The following is a 19,346-nucleotide window of genomic DNA, read 5'->3' on the forward strand; positions in this document are numbered from 1 at the left end:
CACGGTCCGCGCCACCGCCGCCGCTCCCGCGAGGCTTCGTCCGGCCCTTCGTGAGCGACGGGAGGCGGGCGGTGCGGCGGTACTCCGGGGGCAGGTGTGTTTGCCGCAGAAACGGCAGGCCGAACGGCCACGGTGATCCGTGGAGGGCTCCCTCCCGTACGCGCCCAGCAGCGCGGCGCCCGAACCCTCTCCCCCGCCAGGCAGCGCGGACATCTCCATGCCCGGTCCAACGACGCACCCGCCGGCCGGCGTCGGCGTCACCGCGTGCCGCAACCGAATCGACACACGCCGGGCCCCGTCGCTCACGACAGGGCCCGGCGGTGGGCGGGAGTGAGGACCCGTCAGATCGCCTCGAAGCGGAGTCTGATCGTGCGGGCCTCGGGGCGCAGGGAGAATTCCGGCCACACGTCCGGACCACAGGCGCGGGAGCCCAGGCCGTGCTGGGCCGCGTCGATGATCAGGTACGTCGTCGACGAGTCCGGGAGCTCGTGGGGGTGCGCCGCCCGCGTGATCTCTTGCGGGGTGTGGCGGCTGAGGGTGAAGCCGGGGCGGCGGCCCCGGGTGTCGGGAAGGGTGGTGACGTTCAGGACGCCGGTGCCGGCGCTCGTCAGGGTCAACCGGCGCAGTGCGGACCGGTGTCCGGTCTCCTGCGGGCGCGCGTACTCGACGGAGAGGTCGCGCAGGGGGGAGGAGAAGCGGCCGGTCAGGGCCGCGCGCAGACTGTCGGGGTAGGACTCGCGCGGGCCGAGGCCGAACCAGTCGGCCCCGTCGACCGGAACCGTACCGTCGGGCAGGTCGAACCGTACGCCGACGCGCGGCCAGACCGTGGGCCAGCCGGCCGACGGGCTGGTCTCCACGCGCAGTTCGAGTGCGCCGTCCGCCAGGGACCAGACAGATTCGACCATCACCGACAGGGCGGAGTTGGCCGCCGAGACCTTGTCGAGGGTGCGCAGGGCGTCCGGGGTACGTGCCACCTCGACGCGCCGGGTGGTGAGGCGGTCGAGCCCGTGGCGGCGCCAGAGCGCCGCGTGGGAGATTCCGGCGACACTCGCGTCGCTCTCCTCGATCTCTCCTGACGTGCCTTCGTCGTTGTCGGTCGGGGCGCGGAACAGTTCGAGCCGCGGGCCCGTCACCGGGCGCCCGGCCAGGCGCGTCAGGGAGCCGCCGGTGAACTCGGCGATGCCGAGGGCCAGCGTCCCGTCGCCCGGCCGCCAATCGGTCCGGAGGCGGACCGCGGGGACGGGGCGGGGCGCCGTACGGTCCAGTTGCGCGGTCGCGAGCACGTGCCCCTCGCTCGCCCAGGCGGTCCCGGCCGCCAGGGCCGCGTCGAGGGTGAGCCACGTTTCCGCGTCCCGCGCCAACGGGACCGGCGGGAGGGGTACGCGGGCCGATCCGCCGGCCGGGACCACGGGGACCTCCAGGTGTCCGGAGGCGGCGGGCGTTCCGTCGTGTTCGACGCGCCAGGAGAAGCGCAGGTCGGAGGTGTCGGCGGAGTGGCGCAGGTTGGTGATCTCCACATGGCCGGCCCCCTCGTCGTCCGTACCGCCGGCGCCGAAGGTGAAGCGGATCGGCTGGACGACGGCCTTGAACTCGTACAGGCTCGGGGTGGGGACGTCGTCGCTGAGCAGCATGCCGTCCATCACGAAGTTGCCGTCGTGGACGACCTCGCCGAAGTCACCGCCGTACGCGAAGTACGGAGTGCCGTCCGGCGTGGTCGTCGCGATGCCGTGGTCGCGCCATTCCCAGACGAAGCCGCCGTGCAGGCGCGGGTGGTGGTGCGTCAGCGCCTCGTACTGGTCGAGCGCTCCCGGTCCGTTGCCCATCGCGTGCGCGTACTCGCAGAGCAGGAACGGCTTGGTGCGCTGGCGGGCGCCCTGGGCGGGGGTGCAGTCGAGCAGCGGCGCGCGGGAGCCGTCGGTGCCGATCTGCTCGGTCTCCAGCACCGAGGAGTACATGCGTGAGTAGAGGTCGGTGTACTCGCCGGTGTGGTCGCCCTCGTAGTGGACGGGCCGTCCGGCGTCGCGGGCGTGGACCCAGGCGGACATCGCGGCGAGGTTGCCGCCGGTCCCTGCTTCGTTGCCGAGCGACCAGATCACCACGCTGGGGTGGTTCTTGTCCCGTTCGACCGTGCGCCGGATGCGGTCGAGGTACGCGTCGCGCCACGCCGGGTCGTCGCTCGGGTTGCCGGTCCAGCCGGTCTGGTCGAAGCCGTGCGTCTCCAGGTCGCATTCGAGGACGACCCAGAAGCCGAGTTCGTCGGCGAGGTCGAGCAGCCGGGGGTGCGGCGGGTAGTGGCTGGTGCGGATCGCGTTCACGTTGAAGCGCTTCATCCGGGCCAGGTCCTCGCGGGCGTGTTCCTCGTCGAAGACGCGGCCGCGCTCGGGGTGGGTCTCGTGGCGGTTCATCCCGTGGAAGACGACACGGCGGCCGTTGACGAGGAACCGGTCGCCGCGGATCTCGACCGTACGGAACCCGATCCGCAGGGCGACGCTCTCGGCGGCGCTCGACACGGTGACGTCGTACAGGCGCGGCCGCTCGGCCGACCAGGGCTCCACGGCTCCGAGGTCGAGCGGGGTCACGTCGGCCGGCGTCGCCCAGACCCGCTCGACGCCCAGTTCCGGGACGCGGAGGGTGACGGGGAAGGCCGCCGCGCCGGCGGTGACCTCCGGATCGATCCTGCCGTGCCCATCGGCGAACCCGGTCCGCAGCCAGACGTCCTCGACGCCGCCGGCCGGGCGGGCCAGCAGGGTGACGTCCCGGAAGATGCCCGGCAGCCACCACTGGTCCTGGTCCTCGACGTAGCTGGCCGCCGACCACTGGTGCACGCGCACCGCGACGACGTTGTCGCCGGGGCGTACGGACGAGGTCACGTCGAACTCGTGGGCGAGCCGGCTGCCACTGGCGGCGCCGATCTCCTCGCCGTTGACCCAGACCCGGAAGAGCGACTCGACGCCGTCGAACCGGAGCACCACCCGGTCGGCCTCCGTCCAGGCGGCGGGGACCTCGACGTGGCGGCGGTAGTCGCCGGTGGGGTTCTCGTCCGGGACGTGGGGCGGGTCGATGGGGAACGGGTACTGCACGTTCGTGTAGATCGGCCGGCCGTACGCCCCGTCGCCGTGGAGCACCCAGTGCGAGGGCACCGGGAGGTCGTCCCAGCCGTGGTCGTCGAAGCCTTCGGCCGCGAAGTCCTCCGCCGCGGACGCCGTCGGCGACAGGCGGAACCGCCACGGTCCGTTCAGGGAGAGGGAGGGGACGTCGGAGTGGAGCCACGAGCGCGCCGCACGCAGCGCGCCACGCCCTGGCGCGGTGTCCGACACATACCCGGAAGGGGGGGAGGGCACGAGGTCACAACTTTCTCGATGGCGGAGGGACGGGTGGCGGCGTCCACCGGTCGGGGCGCCCGGGGTCCGGCGGACCCTGGGCACCGGACCGGCGGTGCGCCTCTTTTCGTACGGTTACGGGTGTCTAGCGGACGACGACCGTGCGGATCTCCCAGGGGCCGAGGGCGAGGTCGAGTCCGTCCGCGGCCGGTGTGGTGGAGAGCGGCCGGCCGAGCAGGTCGACGGTGGTGGCCTCGGTGAAGGCGCCTGTCACCCGGGCGCCGGCTCCGGTGTCGCTCATCGCGATGAGCCGTACCTCGGTGCCGGTGCCGCCGTCCTCGGTGGTGACGCGGCGGACGGCCGAGACGGAGACGTCCGTGCCGTCGACCCGGAGGCCGGTGGCGTCGGGGGGCAGCCGGTCCCCGGCGGGCGCGGTGCCTCGGGTGACGAGTACGTCGTTGCGGAAGAGGTCGGCGAGGGCGACCGCGTTCGCCTGCTGCCAGCCGGCCGCCGGGGGCAGGACGGCGAAGCGGTTCTCGACGCGCAGGCCGAGGTCCTGCGCGCCCGGTGCGGCGATCTCGGTCGCGGCGGGTTCGTCGCGGAACGGATGGATGTTGACGCTGATCGAGCCGATCGCGCGCAGGAGGGTGACGGCGAGTTCGGAGCCCTCACCGACCACTTCGTACTCGGAGGCGTGGTCGAGCAGGACGTGGGCGGCGCCGGCCGAGACGAACGACTCGGCGGGGAAGGTCGGGATCGGGTATTCGCCCCAGCCCCCCTCGGCGGTGAGTCCGCGCCGGGTGACGGCGAACTGGCCGGCGGAGGCGGACCCGGTCACCGGCTCGGGCAGGGGTACGTGGAAGCGCAGCCGGTGGTCGGCGGAGCGGTTCAGGAACGAGGTGGAGACCCGTACGAACGGCTCTCCCGCCCGTACCTCCACGAGGGTGTGGACCGGGGTCGGTACGGTCTCGGCGCTGCGCACATCACGGTCGGAGGAGAGCGCGGCGGGCCACGCGTAGACCCGGGTGATCCGGGTCCTGGACCGCAGCGGGCCGTTCTCCAGGACCTCGACGGCGACCTCGGTGGGCTCCGACACGAGGACGTCCTGGGCGGGCGGGCCGTAGTTGTAGCTGTCGCCGCGGTCCCCGCCGTCGACCAGGCGGCCGACACCGCGCAGCACGGTGCCGTCGGCGCCGGTCACGTCCAGGGTGCCGTCGGCGGCGACGGCGACCTCGACCAGGCCGTTCGCCAGGGTGCGGTCCGTCGCGGTCGCGGGGACGAACTCCGCCGGCAGGACGGGAGCCCGGTCGGTGGGTGCGACCCGGAAGCCCGCGAGGCCGGAGGCGGGGACGTCCACCAGGGCGAGCGCGGTCGCGCGGGGCTCCTCCAGGGTCAGGACCCGCCACTCCCCCGGGTGCGCGGCGGCCGCCTCCGCGACCTTCCCGCGCAGGATCATCAGGTCGAAGGGGCCGCTGGACGGCACCTCGGCGAGGTGGAAGACCAGGGATCCGGGGGTGAGTTCGTACGTGTCGATCAGCCGGCCGAACAGTTCGCGGCGGTGGATGCGCCGGAGCACCCGTTCGAGCTGGGAGGCGTCCATGCGCTCGTCGCTGAGCACGGTCGGGGCCTGGGAGATGAGCTGCACGGGGCGTACGGAGCCGTCGGCGGCGGTCGCCGCCAGCACCTGCCCCTCGGGCGGGGCGACGACGTCCACCTCGACGGCCGCCGTCCGCGCGAACGGCAGCGGGTTGGCGACCAGATGGCCGTCGCTCGGCACCAGTGCGGCCGCCTCGGCGAGGGCGGCGTCCCGTACGGCCCGCGCGGTCTGCGCCGCCTCGGCGAGCCGCGCGTCCACCTGGTCGCAGGTCTCGTCGGTGCCGGAGCCGACGACCGAGTCGTGGGCCGCCGACTCGATGATCTTGTGCCAGGCGAGCGTGAGGAACGGCGTGTCGTCGCGGCGGGACCACAGGGCGTTCATCCGCTCGGCGTGGTCGACGGTGCGCTCGGCCACGGCCATGCGCTGCTTGAGCCCGAGCCGTACGGACAGCACACCCGGGAGAATGTTGCCCCGTACGTGGCTGCGGAGTTCGCCGGTGACGACGGTGGAGACCTCGTCGCGCGCGTGCTCGCGGATGTACTCGTCGAGCGTCGCGAGGGTGATGGCGCGCTCGTCGCTCGACGCGCGGCGGAGCCAGGCCGCGAGCCGCGGGTCGGGCGCGTTGTGGTCGGTGCCGGCCATCGCGAGCAGCGGGTCGGCGCCCCAGCGGCCCGCGGTCGCCTCCGCGTACTGGCCCAGGGCCCGGCCGATCTCGTCGGGCACCAGCAGGACGTCGAGCCCGTTGTCGTACCCGTCGAAGAGGAATTCCGTGCGCACCTCGGAGCCGTCGGGGGCGCGCCAGCGGAAGGCGTGGCCCTGGACGGAGCCGGGAACTCCGCGCCACAGCGCGGCGTGCTCGATTCCGGCGCGGGCCAGGATCTGCGGCATCTGCGCGATGTGGCCGAACATGTCCGGCAGATAGCCGAGGGGCATCGAGCCGCCGAGTTCCGCCGCGGCCGCCCATCCCATGCGGAGGTTGCGTACGACGGTCTCGCCGGAGCAGAGGAACTCGTCGAGGAGGATCAGCCACGGACCGATGGCGAGTTGGCCACCGGAGACCAGGGCGGCGAGCCGGTCGCGGTTCTCGGGCCGCATCTCCAGGTAGTCCTCGATCGCGGCCATCTGCCCGTCGACGGTGAACCGGAAGTCCGGGTCGGCCTCGGCCGTCTCCAGCACGGTGTCGAGAGCGGCCACGAGCCGGTGCCGGAAGACCTGGAAAGGCTCGTACCATTCCCGGTCCCAGTGGAAATGGGGCACGAAGACGGCGGAATTCTGCATGGGTCAGGGACCTTCTGTCGGCGGGTGCGGAGAGAGGGGTGCGTCGGGGCGTGGCGGGTGCTCGGGCTACGCCGTCACTTCAGTGAGCCGGTGGCGAGCCCGGTGCGCCAGAACCTCTGGAGGAGGATGAAGACGATGATCACGGGCACGATCGAGACCAGTGAGCCGGTGATCACGGACTGCTGGAGGAGCGGGGCCCTGGCCGTCTGGCCGTTCCAGGTGTAGAGGCCGAGGGTGACGGGGAAGAGCGACTCCTTCTGGAGCATCACCATCGGCAGGAAGAAGTTGTTCCAGATGGCGACGAACTGGAAGAGGAAGATCGTCACCAGGGACGGTGCCATCAGCCGGGAGGCCACGGAGAAGAACGTACGGAACTCTCCCGCGCCGTCGAGGCGCGCCGACTCCAGGAGTTCCTGGGGTACGGCGGCGGAGGCGAAGATGCGCGCCAGGTAGACGCCGAACGGGCTGACGATGCTCGGCAGGAACACGGCCCAGTAGGTGTTGACGATCCCGGTCGCCGAGAACAGCAGGAACAGCGGGAGCGCGAGGGCGGTGGTGGGGACCAGGACGCCGCCGAGGATGACGGAGAAGAGGAACTCCCGGCCGCGGAACTGGAACTTGGCGAGCGCGTAGCCGCACAGCGCGGAGACCAGGGTGCCGACGGCCGCGCCCAGCACCGCGTAGATCACACTGTTCAGGGCCCACTGGAGGAAGATGCCGTCGCTGCGGGTGAACAGGGTGTGCAGGTTGCTGAACAGGTTGAAGTGGGAGAAGGCCAGGCCGTTGGTGGAGGCGAGGTCTCCCTGCGGTTTGGTCGCCGCGACGATCAGGAAGTAGACCGGCAGGAGGAAGTAGATGGTCAGGAGGACCATCACGGCCATCACCGCGGTGCGGCTCGCCCTGCTCTCGCGGACGGTGGGCTTGTCGCTCACGATCAGGTTGTTCACAGTCCGGCCCTCTTCGACGTCAGCCGCATGAACCCGAAGCTCAAGACGAAGGTGATGAGGGCGATGACCACGGAGATCGCCGCCGCCTGCTGGTAGTTGTTCCCCGAGGCCACCGCGTACGCGAGCATGTTCGGGGTGTAGGTGCTGGAGATGTTCGAGGAGATCTGGCGCAGCACGGCCGGCTCGGCGTAGAGCTGGAGGGTGCCGATGATCGAGAACACCGTGGTGAGGACGATCGACGGGGCGATCATGGGGACCTTGATCTGCCAGGCGATGGCCCAGTTGCTCGCGCCGTCGAGCTTGGCGGCCTCGTACAGCTCCTGCGGGATCGCTTGCAGGGCCGAGTACATGATCAGCATGTTGTAGCCGGTCCACAGCCAGGTGGAGATGTTCGCCGCCGACCACAGCACGGCGCCGGGACCGAGGAAGTCCGGGTGGAGCCCGATGCCGTTCAGCAGGTCGACCACGGGGCTGAGCTGCGGCGAGTAGAGGTACGACCACATGATCGCGGCGATGACGCCGGGCACCGCGTACGGCATGAACACCGCGATGCGGAAGAACGACTTGAGCCTCAGCAGCGGGGTGTCGAGGAGCAGCGCCATGATCAGGGCGACGAACAGCATGACCGGCACCTGCACGATGCCGAAGAGCCCGATGCGCCCGACGCTGGACCAGAACTCGGTGTTCTCGAAGACGTGCGCGTACTGCTGGAAGCCGCCGAAGGTCGTGTACGACGTGCCGTACTGGCCTCCGGTGCGGCGGACGACCCGGAAGCTCTGCCAGATCGCGTACCCGACCGGCACCAGGTAGAACAGCACGAACGGGAGGAAGAACGGGGTCAGGAACGCGGTGATGACGCCCGCCCGGGGCCCGCCGCCTGGACGGCGGCGGGCGCCTCGGGGCGCCGCCACCACGCGTATCACGCGGGTTTCGGTGTCGGTCATGCTGCGGTCACTTGCCTGCCTGGGCGGGGATGGCCAGGTCCTTCATCGATTTCAGCGCGGTCGCCTGGGCGGTCTTGAGCGCGTCGGCGAGGGTGCCCTGGCCGGCGGCGGCCTTGGCCATCGCGTCCTGGAGGCTCAGGTTGACCGTCTTCTGGGTGGGGCCCCAGGTGAAGCTGGTGTCGATGTTCTTGGACGACTCGGCGAAGACGTCAAAGATCTTCTGATTGTTGTAGTACGGCACGCCCTCGGAGAGCTGGGGCAGTCCGGTGCCGACGGGGGACGCCGAGTAGAGGCCGCCGAGCTTGTTCTCCAGCGCGAGGGCTTCCGGGTTCGTGTTCAGCCAGGTGTTGAACTTGACCGACTCGTAGAGGTGCTTGCCGCCCTTCATGAACGCGACGGTGGAGCCGCCCCAGTCGCCCGACGCGGCGTTGGTGCCCCAGGTCGGCATCGGGACGATCGTCCACTTGCCGGCCTGCTTGGGCAGGTTGTCGCGGAACATGCTGTAACCCCAGGCGGCGCCGACGTAGCTGGCGATCTGGTTCTGCTGGTACGCCGCGTACATCTGGGTCGAGCCGTTGGCGAGGTCGGTGCGGACGAGCTTGTCGTCGATCATCTTCTGCCAGTAGTCGGCGACCTGCTTGCTCTGCGGGGACTCGACGGTGACGTGCCACTTGTCACCGGAGTAGGAGTACATCTCCGCGCTGTTCTGCCAGAGCAGGCCGTTGAACCACTCGGCGTTGTTCGGGTCGAAGAACGTCATGGTGAGCTTGGGGTCGGCGACGTGCAGCTTCTTCGCCTCCGCCGCGTACTCGTCCCAGGTCTTCGGTATCGCGAGGCCGTGCTGCTTGAAGATGTCGCTGCGCACGTAGAGGGCCATCGGGCCGGTGTCCTGCGGGAGGGCGAAGACGCCGGTGCCCGCGAAGCTGGTCTGCGACCACGTCCAGGGGACGAACTTGGACTTGGCGGCGGTGGCCTCGGAGCAGGCCGACGCGTCCACGAAGGCGTTCTGGGTGCGCAGGTTGGGAAGCTCGTCGTAGCCGACCTGCGCGAGGTCCGGCGCCTTGCCCGCCTTGAGGGCGTTGCTGATCGTGCCGTACTGGTCGTTGGAGATGTTCTTCGTCTGAACCTGGATGTCGGGGTTCTGCTTGTTCCACAGAGCGACGACCTGGTCCATGCCGGGAACGGTGTTCCAGTACTGGAGGGTGACCTTGCCCTTCGCGGGCTCGCAGGAGGCGGCGGCGGAGGAGTTGTCCTGCTGGTCCGAGGACGAACAGCCGGCGAGCACGGCGATGCCCGCTGCCGCTGCGACGGCGGCCAGGCGGACGCGCGAGGCGGTGTTTCTCATGATTTCCTTCCAGAGTGTCCAGCTCCAGCGCTGGACGCGTCGACGTTGACACCTCAAGGCACGGGATGCCTTCTGGTTGGAATGCGCGGGTGTGGTCCCCGGCGCGACGGCGTCGGACCGAGCGTCGAACGACGTGGCGGGAGTGGCACATCCGGTTCGCGTGAGCGCTCACGTGAACGTTCACGGAAGTCCGTGAATTTTCCGGAAGTTTGCGCTCCGGTCTGGATGTATGTCAAGACATTCGGGTCAAGCACACGTCCGGGGGGTTACGCGGAACCGCCCGGTCTCAGCTCGGCCCGGACGACCAGCTCGTCGGCGTCCAGGGAGTCGACGCCGGTCAGCAGGCGCCCGACCTGGTCGATCGCGAGGGCGCCGAGCTGGCGGGTGTCGAGCGCGACGCTGGTGAGCGGAGGTTCGACGAGCGCGCCGAGCTGGAGGCCGTCGAAGCCGATCACCGCGAGGTCCCGGGGGACGCTCCTGCCCATCCGGCGCGCTTCCCGCAGGGCGCCGATGGCGACGATGTCGTTGAAGGTGAAGACCGCGGTGACCTCGGGGTGGGCGGTGAGAAGGGCGTTGAGGCCGGCTCCCCCGCCGTCGGCGGACTGGGCGGCGCCGGCCACCAGGCCGGGGTCGACGCCGTGGGCGGCGGCGGCCGCGGTGAACCAGACCCGCCGGACGCTGGGCTCGGCGCGGTTGTCGTGGTCGAGCATGCCGATCCGGGTGTGGCCCCGGGCGACGAGGTGCGCGATCGCGGCGTGGACGCCGCCCTCGCCGTCGATCCGTATCGAGCTGAACCGTCCCATGCGGGGCTCGCGGCCGATGAGGACCATCGGCATGCCCCGGGTGAACCGGTCGAGGTCGCTCTCGGAGCAGCTGAAGTAGCCGACCACCGCGTCCACCTGCGAGCCGATCACCTGGAGCGTGCCGAGTTCCTCCTCGGCCCGGTCCGCGGTGTCGTACACGACCACGTGCCATCCCCGGGCCCGGGCCGCCTCCAGGGCCGCGGCGGCGACCTCGGTGAAGAACGGGTTGAGCAGGTCCGGGATCACCAGGCCGATGGTGGTGGTGTCCTGCCGTACGAGCCCCCGCGCGAACCGGCTCGGCCGGTAGCCCAGTTCACGTGCCGCGTCCAGCACACGCTGCTTCGTGGAGCCGTCGATCTCCGCCTTGTCGTTCAGCGCCCGTGACACGGTCTGGCGGGACACTCCGGCCGAGCGGGCGACATCATGGATGGTCACCCTCCGGGTTTCCGACTTCGACGGTGACACCATCGCGCACCTCCCGCTGCTCGCGGGCGCCGACGTGGCCCGCAGGGCCCGAGTATGCCCGACGCGCCGTCGGGCCTCCCCTTTCGCTTCCGTCACGCCTGCTTCACGGGCCCGCCCGGGGCACCCGGCCGCGCGCGAGGAGACGGTTCGTACGGTCGACCGCCCCGCCGTGATGATTTCGTTTCGGAATCGCAACCGCGGACGTGACATGAATGAGTCCGATCCGTGATTCCTTTCCCTTACGGGCACGCCCTGGCGACAACTCCGCGTGCCGGAGAAATAACGTGGGATCGGGAGGTGTGGAGTGATCGCCCGGGGGCACACGCTGTCCTGGAGGTTGATAACTATGGTTCCCCTGCTTCTCGTTCTTCTGCTCGCCCTGATTCTTTTCGGCGCGGGCTTCGCACTCAAGATCCTGTGGTGGATCGCCATCATCGTGCTGGTGGTCTGGGTGCTCGGATTTGTCGTCCGGCCCGCGGGCGGTGGCGGCAAGCGAGGTCGCTGGTACCGCTGGTAGACAGCGTTTCTCGCACCACATGGGTGGGGCCCCGTCAACGACGCCGGGGCCCCACCCATGTGGTGCGTGAGCCTGGAATTCCCGGGCCGGCTGGACAGAACCGCCGGGCTCGGCACAGGAATGGCGGGGCATTCAATTACGCCCCGCCGTGGAAGACGAAGCGGCGCGACGTTCGCCGCCGGTATTCCGGTACGTACGAGGGTGGCGAATGGATATACGAAGCAGGAACCGCGTAGTGGTCACCGGCCGCGAGGACGGTCCTGTGGTGATGCTGGCGCACGGCTTCGGGTGCGACCAGAACATGTGGCGTCTGGTGGTGCCGGCTCTCGCGGAGCATTTCCGTCTGGTCCTCTTCGACCACGTCGGTGCCGGGCGATCGGATCTGACCGCCTGGAACCCCGAGCGGTATGCGTCTTTGGACGGTTATGCGACGGATGTTCTGGAAATCTGCCGCGAACTCGGTCTGGGACCTGTCACGTTCGTCGGGCATTCGGTCAGTTCCATGATCGGCGTGCTCGCCGCGAACCGGGAGCCGGAACTTTTCGAGAAGCTGGTCCTGCTCACCCCCTCACCCTGCTACCTCGACGACGGTGAGTACCGGGGCGGGTTCAGCGCCGAGGACATCGACGAGCTGCTGGAATCCCTCGACAGCAACTACCTGGGCTGGTCCGGGGCGATGGCGCCGGTGATCATGGGCAATCCGGAGCGTCCCGAGCTGGGCGAGGAGCTGACGAACAGCTTCTGCCGTACGGATCCCGCCATCGCGCGCGCGTTCGCCCACACCACGTTCCGCTCCGACAACCGGGCCGACCTGCCGGGGGTGAGTGTCCCCACTCTGGTGGCGGAATGCTCCGACGACGCGATCGCCCCGACCGGGGTGGGCGCCTTCGTGCAGGCGCGGATCAAGGGGAGCCGGCTGGTCACACTGGAGGCGACCGGCCACTGCCCCCAGTTGAGCGCCCCGGAGGCCACCGCCGCCGCCATCACCGCGTTCGTGCGGGACGTCCGATGATGTGCGAGACGGGGGATCCCGCGCCCGGCAGGTCCGGGTCCGGAGCCGGCGACGACGACGAGAACGGGGAGGGGTACGGGGACCGGCAGCGCGGCGGGAGCGAGCGGGCCCTGTTCGCGTCCCTGCTGGAGGACAGTGCGGAGGACCTGTACGAGAACGCTCCGTGCGGTTATCTCTCCACCCTGCTGGACGGGCAGATCGCCAAGATCAACGGCACCCTGCTGGGATGGCTCGGCTACCGCCGCGAGGAGGTCGTGGAACGCAGGCGCTTCGCCGACCTCCTGACCGTCGGCGGCCGGCTCTACCACGAGACCCACTTCGCCCCGCTGCTGCGCATGCAGGGCGAGATCAGCGGAATCGCGCTGGAACTCAAGGCCGCCGACGGCAGCCGCCTCCCGGTCCTGGTCACCTCCACGGTGAAGAACAGCGAGGACGGGCAGCCGCTGCTCATCCGCACCACGGTCTTCGACGCGCGCGACCGCCGTGCGTACGAGACCGAACTGCTGCGGGCCCGCCGTGAGTCCGACCTGGAACGCGAACGGCTCCAACGCCTGAACGCCACACTCCAGCAGACGCTTCTGCCGCCGGCCCTGCCCCCGGTGCCCGGGCTGGAGGTCGCCGCGCACTACCGCATCGCCTCCGCCGACCTGGTCGGCGGCGACTTCTACGACCTGTTCGGCCTGACTCCTGGAACGTGGGGCCTGTTCCTGGGCGACGTGTGCGGCAAGGGCGCCGCGGCGGCCGCCGTCACCTCCCTGGCCCGCTACACCCTGCGCGCCGCGGCCGTCTACGACCCGGCCCCCACGACCGTGCTCGCCAACCTCAACACCGTCCTGAACCATGAGTACCAGGGCCACGACCCCCGGTTCTGCACCGCCATCTTCGGGGTCCTCACACCGGACGGCGACAGCGGCGGCTTCCACGTCACGCTCGCCGGCGGCGGTCATCCGCCCGCCCTGCTGATGCGCGCGGACGGGTCCGCGGACTACCTGCCCACTCCCGGAGGGCAGCTCATCGGCGTCATCCCCGACGCCCACTTCGCCGCCACCACCGTCCGTCTGGGAGCGGGGGACACCCTCCTCCTGTACACCGACGGCCTGACCGAGGCCCGCACTCCCCCGGACGGCGAACGCTTCGGCGACGACGCGCTGCTCGACCTCGGCCGGGAGCTGGCGCCCACGACCGCGCCCTCCGCCCTCGCGCACCTGACGGGTGTTCTCGACGGTTTCGGCGAGGGTCTGGACGACGACACCGCCCTCCTGGCCATCAGCGTGCCCCTCCCCCGCACCGAGGACGCCCGGTGAACCCGCTCGGCGTCCGCACCCGCGGCTCCACGGCCGGCCCGGTCCTCGAACTCGCCGGTGACCTGGCGTACGACTCGGCCCCGCGGGTCCGCGACCTCCTCCCCACCCTGGTCCTGGAGCCGGGCCAGCAGTTGCTGATCGACCTCGGCGGCCTGACCTTCTGCGACTCCAGCGGCATCACGGTCCTCATCGCCGCCCGCAACCACGCCCTCGCGGCCCGGGCCACGCTCGCCCTGGCGGCCGTCCCCGACCACGTCGCGCGCATCCTGCGCCTCGTCGGTCTCGAACCGGTCCTCCCCTCCTACCCGACCGTCCAGGACGCCACCGAGTCCTGGATCCGGGGGGCGGCCGGCTCCTGAGACGGCCCGGCTCGCCCTCGCCGGCGGCACCGGCCGTTCGGGTGAGGGGGAAACGATTCCCTCGCCGGAGGGGGTTATGGGGCTCTCGGGGCGGGCGCGAGCATGCTGGTGCCCGGCGCTCCGTGCCGGGCCGCCGCCCGCCGATCCGGGTCGACCCGGGTGACCGGTGCGGCGCGAGCCCCGTACCCCGAATGTGAGCCCTGCTGTGGCACTGACAACGGCGACGATCGCCGCGGAACTGGAAGCGGCGAACAAGGTCGGTGATCCGAAAGCCGACACGCTGGTGTCCGAGCTGATCGACAACAAGGAGATCGACGGGGTCAACGCCCTGTTCCGTACCGTCGGAACGCTCAAGCCCGGGCAGGATCTCTCCGCACTCCCGCCGAGGCTGGCCGAGTTCCTCAAGGAGGCGTCGGCCCCGCCGCCGGACTGGTCCGAGGCGGACGTCAAGGCGGCGGAGAGCTTCTTCGCCCACCACCACGGCGAAGTCACCATGCTCCAGGGGACAGTGGGCCTGATCGGTACGTACCTCTCCCCCGCCGGCGCGTTCACCCTGCGCTCCACCGGCCGCCTCGGCGGCGTCGAGGGGCCCGGGCGGCGGCTGTCGCAGTCCTCCCGGCTGTTCCTCGACATGGGCGACAGGAACGCGATGCGGGACGGAACGCTGGCGGCGAACGTCACCAAGGTGCGCCTGGTGCACGCCTCCGTACGGCAGTTGCACAAGAGGAGCGGCGAGTGGGACTACGCCACGTGGGGGGAGCCCGTCTCGCAGAAGTACACCACCGGCGCGGCCTGCGTGTTCTCCACGCAGATCCTGCAAGCGATGGAGCGGCTGGGCGTCGACGTGGCGAAGGACGACGCGAACGGGTTCATGTGCGCCTGGCACTACGTCAACCACTATCTCGGCACGGAGGAGAAGTGGTTGCTGCCGAAGGACGCGGAGCAGGTCGCGGCGTTGTGGAACCAGGAACGCGACAAGGAGTGGAAGAAGACCGACGACGGCGTCTTCATGACGGCGCAGGCCGTCGAGTTCTACAAGAAGTTCTACCCGCCGGGTGTGCACGACGCGTTCTTCGCGATGGTCCGCCATGCCCTCACCGACACGTACGCCGACATGGCCGGGCTGCCCAGGAGCGTTCTCGGCGTGGCCGCCGAGCCGCTGGCGACCGGTCACGGTCTGGTCAGCTCGGTCGGCGGCGGGCTGCTGGGCGGCGGCGCCAAGAAGGCCGTGGGGGTCAACCCGTACAAGGAGGTTCTCGGCATCGCGTCCCGGGGGTACAACGGCGTGCAGAAGTTCGCGCTGACGCATGACCAGGACAACCAGCCGCAGATGCACGAGGAGTTGCACGACAACCGCTGACGTCCGACCCGGCCGCCGGGGCGCGGGTGTCAGTCCGGTGTGCCGTGCGGGTGCGCCGCGGTGTCCAGTGACGCGGTGAGGGTACGGAGGGTGTTCCGGAGGTCCGCCGCCTGGGCCGGGCTCAGGCCGGTGGCCGCCATGATCTGGGCCGGCACCTGCCGTACCCGCTCACGCAGGGCATTGCCGTCGGCGGTGGGGCGGACGGTCACCGAGCGCTCGTCGGCGGCGTTGCGCTCCCGCGTCACCAGGCCCGCCGCCTCCAGCCGCTTCAGCAGCGGGGACAGGGTCCCGGAGTCGAGCCGCAGCACCTCGCCGAGCTGCTTGACCTGCATCTCGCGGTGTTCCCAGAGCGTCATCATCGTCAGGTACTGAGGGTAGGTCAGGCCCGTGGCGCCGAGCAGGTTCCGGTACACACCGCTGAACGCCCTGGACGCCTTGAGCAGGTCGAAGCAGAGCTGGAGATCGAGGACGAGGCCGTCGCCGGTGTCTGCGGCTTCGGCCCTGGTGCCTGGTGACGTTTCTCCACCCATGCGGCCAGTCTACGCAGGCGGGCGGCCCGCCCCGCCCTTCCGGACGGCGTCGCGGGACGCGAGCGAGGACGGTGCGGCCATTTTGGTTGTGCACTACTCAGTTGCGTACTATCTTTCTGCGTACGCGGAGCGGATCGCCGCCCCCGCGCGTTGCGGGATCCTCTGAGAGAAGTGGCAGAACCATGGTCAACAAGCTCGAGAAGGTCGTCTACACGGCGCACGCCCACACCACCGGCGGGCGTGAGGGCGGCGTCAGCCGGACCGACGACGGCGCCCTGGAGGTCAGCCTGTCCACACCCGCCGTGATGGGCGGTTCCGGCGGCCCCGGCACCAACCCCGAGCAGCTGTTCGCCGCCGGCTACTCCGCCTGTTTCATCGGCGCGTTGAAGGCCGTCGGCGGCAAGCTGAAGATCAGGGTGCCGCAGGACGTGTCGATCGACGCCTCCGTCTCCTTCGGCCCGATCGAGAACAACGCCTTCGGCATCGCGGTCCGCCTGGAGATCCACCTCCCGGGCCTCGACCCCGAGCAGCGGCGTCAGCTGGTGGACGCGGCGCACCACGTGTGCCCGTACTCCAACGCGACCCGCGGCAACGTGGAAGTCGACCTCGTCATAGCCTGAGTTCCGCGTCGTCCACGCCGGGGGAGGGCCGGTCGGGGGTCTCTTCCCGGCCGGCCCGTCCCGGTCAGCCGATTCGGGTGCCGTACACCTTGTCCACGGAGATCGTGATCAGGATTCTCCGGTCGGACACCATCACCGCCCGGTACTCGTCCCAGTCCGGGTGTTCGCCCGCCGCCGCGCGGTAGTAGTCCACAAGGGTCTCGACCTCGGGACCGTGCGGGTCGGTCCCCGGCCCGACGAGGGTGGCCGTGCCCTCGACGGTGGCCCACGACCGGCCGTCCTGGCTGGTCACCTCCAGGGTGGCTCGCGGGTCCCGGCGCAGATTCGCGATCTTGGCGGTCTTCTCGGTCGTCGACACGCGGATGACGCCGGCGTCCGGATCGTATGACGGCATGACGGGCGAAAGCTGGGGGCGGCCGTCGGACTTGATCGTCGCGAGGACGCCGAGCCTGCTGTGCGCGAGCAGCTCGTACGGGTCGAAGAGTGTGTCGGTCATGGCGACTGCAACCCGTGACCGGACGCCACGTATTCCGGGTCGGGCAGCCGTCGGGCGGTTGTCACCCGACTGCCTTCAGGGACGTGAGTACGCGTGCTCATGTGCGGGCGGCCGCCCGGCCGAAGACTGGGCGCATGACGCGAACTCCCGTACCGGCCACAACGATTGCCCCCTTCCCGCGCCGCTCGCGGCTCGCCGTCGCGGGGCCTGCCCTGGCGGTCACCGCTCTCGCCGCGCTGGCACTGGCCGCGTGCGGCACCGCGAAGCCGGGCGCCGCGGGCCCACGGGGTGCGTCCGCCGACACGGCCGGGGTGCGGCCCGACGCCGCGTCGCCCGGGCCGGAGGCCGCCTCGTCCGGGCCGGATCCGGAGGTGGCCTTCCTGAGGATGCTCACCGCGGTCGCAAAGCCGTGCGCGTCCGACGGCCCGGCCGGGGACGACGCGATCCCCGGTGGAGACAGACCCCGGAGCGGCCCGCCGGGCACGCTGCCGGTCGGCGCGGCCCCGTCCGGTCTTCCGTCCGTCCCGATGCCCGAGCGGGGAACGGAGTTGAGCGGTACGGACGCGTGCGAGAGGCACCTCCACGAGGAGCGCGTCCGCCGGGCGCTCTCGGACCTGGCGGATCCCACTCCTGCCCGGGTCAGGAGAGCCCTGAACGATCTCGGATACATCGACACCCGCATCCACGGCCTCAAGCGGTCCGGCGCGACCACGCGGTTCTTCCTGGACCTGCGGTTCATGGGCAGCGGGCTCGCGCTGGAGGGCACGGCGGACGGCACCAGGACCGTCGTCGAGGGATTCGGGGTGCCCGAGACAGGCCCGTTCGACCGGGGCGACTCCCGCTGACGGGTGTGCGGGGTGCGCCTGAAGGATGAAGGCCCGTCCCGCGCTGTCCGCCGTACGGGAGCCGTGGGTGCGCGGTGTCCGCGTCTCGTACGCCCTCTCCGTACGGGATCCCCGTCGTCTACGTACTCCCGGCCGCCTCGACCACGTCGTCCGCCGCGCGGCGCGGGCCCGGTACGTGCGCGTCGTGCGACGCGGCCGGTTCGCGGAGCACCAGTCGCGTACCGATCACGCACACGACACCCGCCAGGACAAAGCCGAACGGCGGAGTGCTCCCCGAGGGATGGGTCTCATACACGAGCGCCGCCGACAGCACCGTCAGTACGCCGCCGGTCCGGCCGTGCCAGGTGGTGGCGGCGATCGCCGTCGTGCCCCACAGCAGGTACCAGGGCTGCACCATCGGGGAGAGCGCGACCAGGGCCAGCAGCGCGAGCCCGAGCGCGTGGACCGGGTCCGGGCGGTCACGCGCCGCCCGCCACGCGAGGTGCGCGATCAGCGCGAGGGCCGCCGCCAGGCCCAGGGTCTGGACGGCCCCCTTGATCACGTCAGGATCGGTGCCGGCGAGCAGGTGCAGCACCTTCCCGAGCCCCAGACCCAGGTCGCTGGTGGCCGACAGCGGGGTGTGTATGCCGCCCGCGACGCTCTGGGTCCTGAGCCAGCCGAAGCCGGTGCCGGCGATCAGTGTCACCGCGGCGGCGACCGATCCGGCGACCAGGCCGGGCGCCAGCAGGCCCTTCGCCGTCCGGCGTACGAGGGGGCCCGTCGCCGCCCTGCCGACGAGTACGCCGATGAACAACAGGGCGAGCGCGGCAGGGGACTTGACCATCATGGCGAGCCCGACCAGCGCGCTGCCCGCGATCCACCTCCCGCGCAGGGCGAACACCACGCCGGCCAGCAGGAGACCGATCATCAGGCCGTCGTTGTGCGTGCCGCCGACCACGTGGATGAGCAGCAGCGGGTTGAGCGCCCCGTACCGGAGAGCGGCGCTCTCGCTCCGCCCGTGCTCCCGGGCGAGGTGGCGCAGCCCCCACACGATCAGGACGAGCGCGCCGAGGGCGAGCAGGCGCATCCCCAGCACCGCGGGGACGATCGCCCCGCCCGCCGCCCAGGTCACGCCTCGGGCGAGGATCAGGAAGAACGGGCCGTACGGAGCGGGGGTGTCGGTCCAGTTGCCCCCGACGCTCGCGGCCGCGTCGCCGCCGAGGCCGCCGGGGTCGACGACCGACGGCCCGGCCGTGTAGACGTCGTGCCCTTCGAGGACCATCGCGCCCTGGGCGATGTAGCTGTATACGTCGGCGCTGTAGAGGGGCGGCGCGAGCAGCAGCGGGGTCACCCACCAGGCGAGGGTGACCAGCGTGTCCCGTACGCCGGCCGCGGTCCTGCCGTACCGCCACCAGGCCACGACGAGCAGGGTCAGCCCCAGGTACGCGAGGACGGCGCCCGTGACGCCGACGGCGGAGCCGTGCCGTACCCACAGCCCCCACGGGTCCCGGGCCGGCAGTGCTCCGGCGACCCAGCCGCCCGCGGCGATCGCGGCGGAGCCGACCGCACCCAGCCGACGGCATCCGACAGCGCTCATTGCCCACATGACCGGTCAACCTACCGAA

The 19,346-nt window shown here is 71.1% G+C and carries 16 protein-coding genes; 7 read left to right on the forward strand and 9 right to left on the reverse strand.

From position 1 onward, the window contains the following. Window positions 1-341: 341 nt before the first annotated feature. From ACIODU_RS25670 to ACIODU_RS25695, 6 genes are all read right to left on the reverse strand, one after another. On the reverse strand, window positions 342-3,341 hold the full coding sequence (locus ACIODU_RS25670) for a glycoside hydrolase family 2 TIM barrel-domain containing protein (protein ID WP_401770077.1): 3,000 nt from the start codon (window positions 3,339-3,341) through the stop codon (window positions 342-344). A gap of 124 nt (window positions 3,342-3,465) precedes the next feature. Further along, window positions 3,466-6,195 carry an alpha-mannosidase gene (locus ACIODU_RS25675; protein WP_401770078.1) on the reverse strand — a complete coding sequence of 910 codons (2,730 nt, stop codon included), beginning with the start codon at window positions 6,193-6,195 and terminating at the stop codon, window positions 3,466-3,468. Between the two features lie 74 nt (window positions 6,196-6,269). After that, window positions 6,270-7,076, reverse strand: coding sequence for a carbohydrate ABC transporter permease (locus ACIODU_RS25680; RefSeq protein ID WP_327238385.1), 807 nt, complete (start codon window positions 7,074-7,076; stop codon window positions 6,270-6,272). Between the two features lie 62 nt (window positions 7,077-7,138). Beyond that, window positions 7,139-8,086, reverse strand: a complete 948-nt coding sequence (locus ACIODU_RS25685; RefSeq protein WP_356421628.1) for a sugar ABC transporter permease — start codon at window positions 8,084-8,086, stop codon at window positions 7,139-7,141. A 7-nt stretch (window positions 8,087-8,093) separates the two neighbouring features. Beyond that, window positions 8,094-9,431, reverse strand: coding sequence for an ABC transporter substrate-binding protein (locus tag ACIODU_RS25690; protein ID WP_401770080.1), 1,338 nt, complete (start codon window positions 9,429-9,431; stop codon window positions 8,094-8,096). 266 nt (window positions 9,432-9,697) lie between these two features. Then, complete coding sequence (locus ACIODU_RS25695) at window positions 9,698-10,702, reverse strand: LacI family DNA-binding transcriptional regulator (protein WP_401770082.1); 1,005 nt, start codon at window positions 10,700-10,702, stop codon at window positions 9,698-9,700. Window positions 10,703-11,045: 343 nt separating this feature from the next. Here ACIODU_RS25695 and ACIODU_RS25700 point away from each other — a divergent pair, with 343 nt between their 5' ends. The 5 genes from ACIODU_RS25700 (at window position 11,046) to ACIODU_RS25720 (ending at window position 15,251) form a co-directional block, all read left to right on the forward strand. Then, a complete protein-coding gene (locus ACIODU_RS25700) occupies window positions 11,046-11,216 on the forward strand; it encodes a hydrophobic protein (protein WP_356421619.1) in 171 nt (56 codons plus the stop codon). Between the two features lie 208 nt (window positions 11,217-11,424). After that, window positions 11,425-12,228, forward strand: coding sequence for an alpha/beta fold hydrolase (locus ACIODU_RS25705; protein ID WP_401770084.1), 804 nt, complete (start codon window positions 11,425-11,427; stop codon window positions 12,226-12,228). Further along, complete coding sequence (locus ACIODU_RS25710) at window positions 12,228-13,532, forward strand: PP2C family protein-serine/threonine phosphatase (RefSeq protein ID WP_401770263.1); 1,305 nt, start codon at window positions 12,228-12,230, stop codon at window positions 13,530-13,532. Before ACIODU_RS25705 ends, ACIODU_RS25710 begins: the two co-directional genes overlap by 1 nt. Further along, on the forward strand, window positions 13,529-13,891 hold the full coding sequence (locus ACIODU_RS25715) for an STAS domain-containing protein (RefSeq protein WP_401770086.1): 363 nt from the start codon (window positions 13,529-13,531) through the stop codon (window positions 13,889-13,891). The genes ACIODU_RS25710 and ACIODU_RS25715 overlap by 4 nt, the downstream gene beginning before the upstream one ends. Window positions 13,892-14,096: 205 nt before the next feature. Then, on the forward strand, window positions 14,097-15,251 hold the full coding sequence (locus tag ACIODU_RS25720; RefSeq protein ID WP_401770088.1) for an oxygenase MpaB family protein: 1,155 nt from the start codon (window positions 14,097-14,099) through the stop codon (window positions 15,249-15,251). A 29-nt stretch (window positions 15,252-15,280) separates the two neighbouring features. Here the strand turns inward: ACIODU_RS25720 and ACIODU_RS25725 are convergent, their stop codons facing one another. After that, entirely contained in the window at window positions 15,281-15,781 is a 501-nt protein-coding gene (locus tag ACIODU_RS25725) for a MarR family winged helix-turn-helix transcriptional regulator (RefSeq protein WP_401770089.1), read from the reverse strand. 182 nt (window positions 15,782-15,963) lie between these two features. Here ACIODU_RS25725 and ACIODU_RS25730 point away from each other — a divergent pair, with 182 nt between their 5' ends. Then, window positions 15,964-16,401 carry an organic hydroperoxide resistance protein gene (locus ACIODU_RS25730; protein WP_401770091.1) on the forward strand — a complete coding sequence of 146 codons (438 nt, stop codon included), beginning with the start codon at window positions 15,964-15,966 and terminating at the stop codon, window positions 16,399-16,401. 64 nt (window positions 16,402-16,465) lie between these two features. Here ACIODU_RS25730 and ACIODU_RS25735 read toward each other — a convergent pair whose 3' ends face one another. Further along, window positions 16,466-16,897 carry a PPOX class F420-dependent oxidoreductase gene (locus ACIODU_RS25735; protein WP_356421600.1) on the reverse strand — a complete coding sequence of 144 codons (432 nt, stop codon included), beginning with the start codon at window positions 16,895-16,897 and terminating at the stop codon, window positions 16,466-16,468. Window positions 16,898-17,031: 134 nt separating this feature from the next. Between ACIODU_RS25735 and ACIODU_RS25740 the strand changes: the two genes are divergently transcribed. Next, on the forward strand, window positions 17,032-17,742 hold the full coding sequence (locus ACIODU_RS25740; RefSeq protein ID WP_401770093.1) for a hypothetical protein: 711 nt from the start codon (window positions 17,032-17,034) through the stop codon (window positions 17,740-17,742). Window positions 17,743-17,860: 118 nt separating this feature from the next. On the opposite strand, the gene mptB is transcribed toward ACIODU_RS25740, so the two are convergent. After that, the gene (mptB, locus tag ACIODU_RS25745; protein WP_401770095.1) at window positions 17,861-19,327 is read right to left on the reverse strand and encodes a polyprenol phosphomannose-dependent alpha 1,6 mannosyltransferase MptB; all 1,467 of its coding nucleotides are present in this window, start codon (window positions 19,325-19,327) and stop codon (window positions 17,861-17,863) included. Window positions 19,328-19,346 lie beyond the last annotated feature (19 nt).

Source organism: Streptomyces sp. NPDC088261, from assembly GCF_044740805.1.
Taxonomy (GTDB): Bacteria; Actinomycetota; Actinomycetes; order Streptomycetales; family Streptomycetaceae; genus Streptomyces.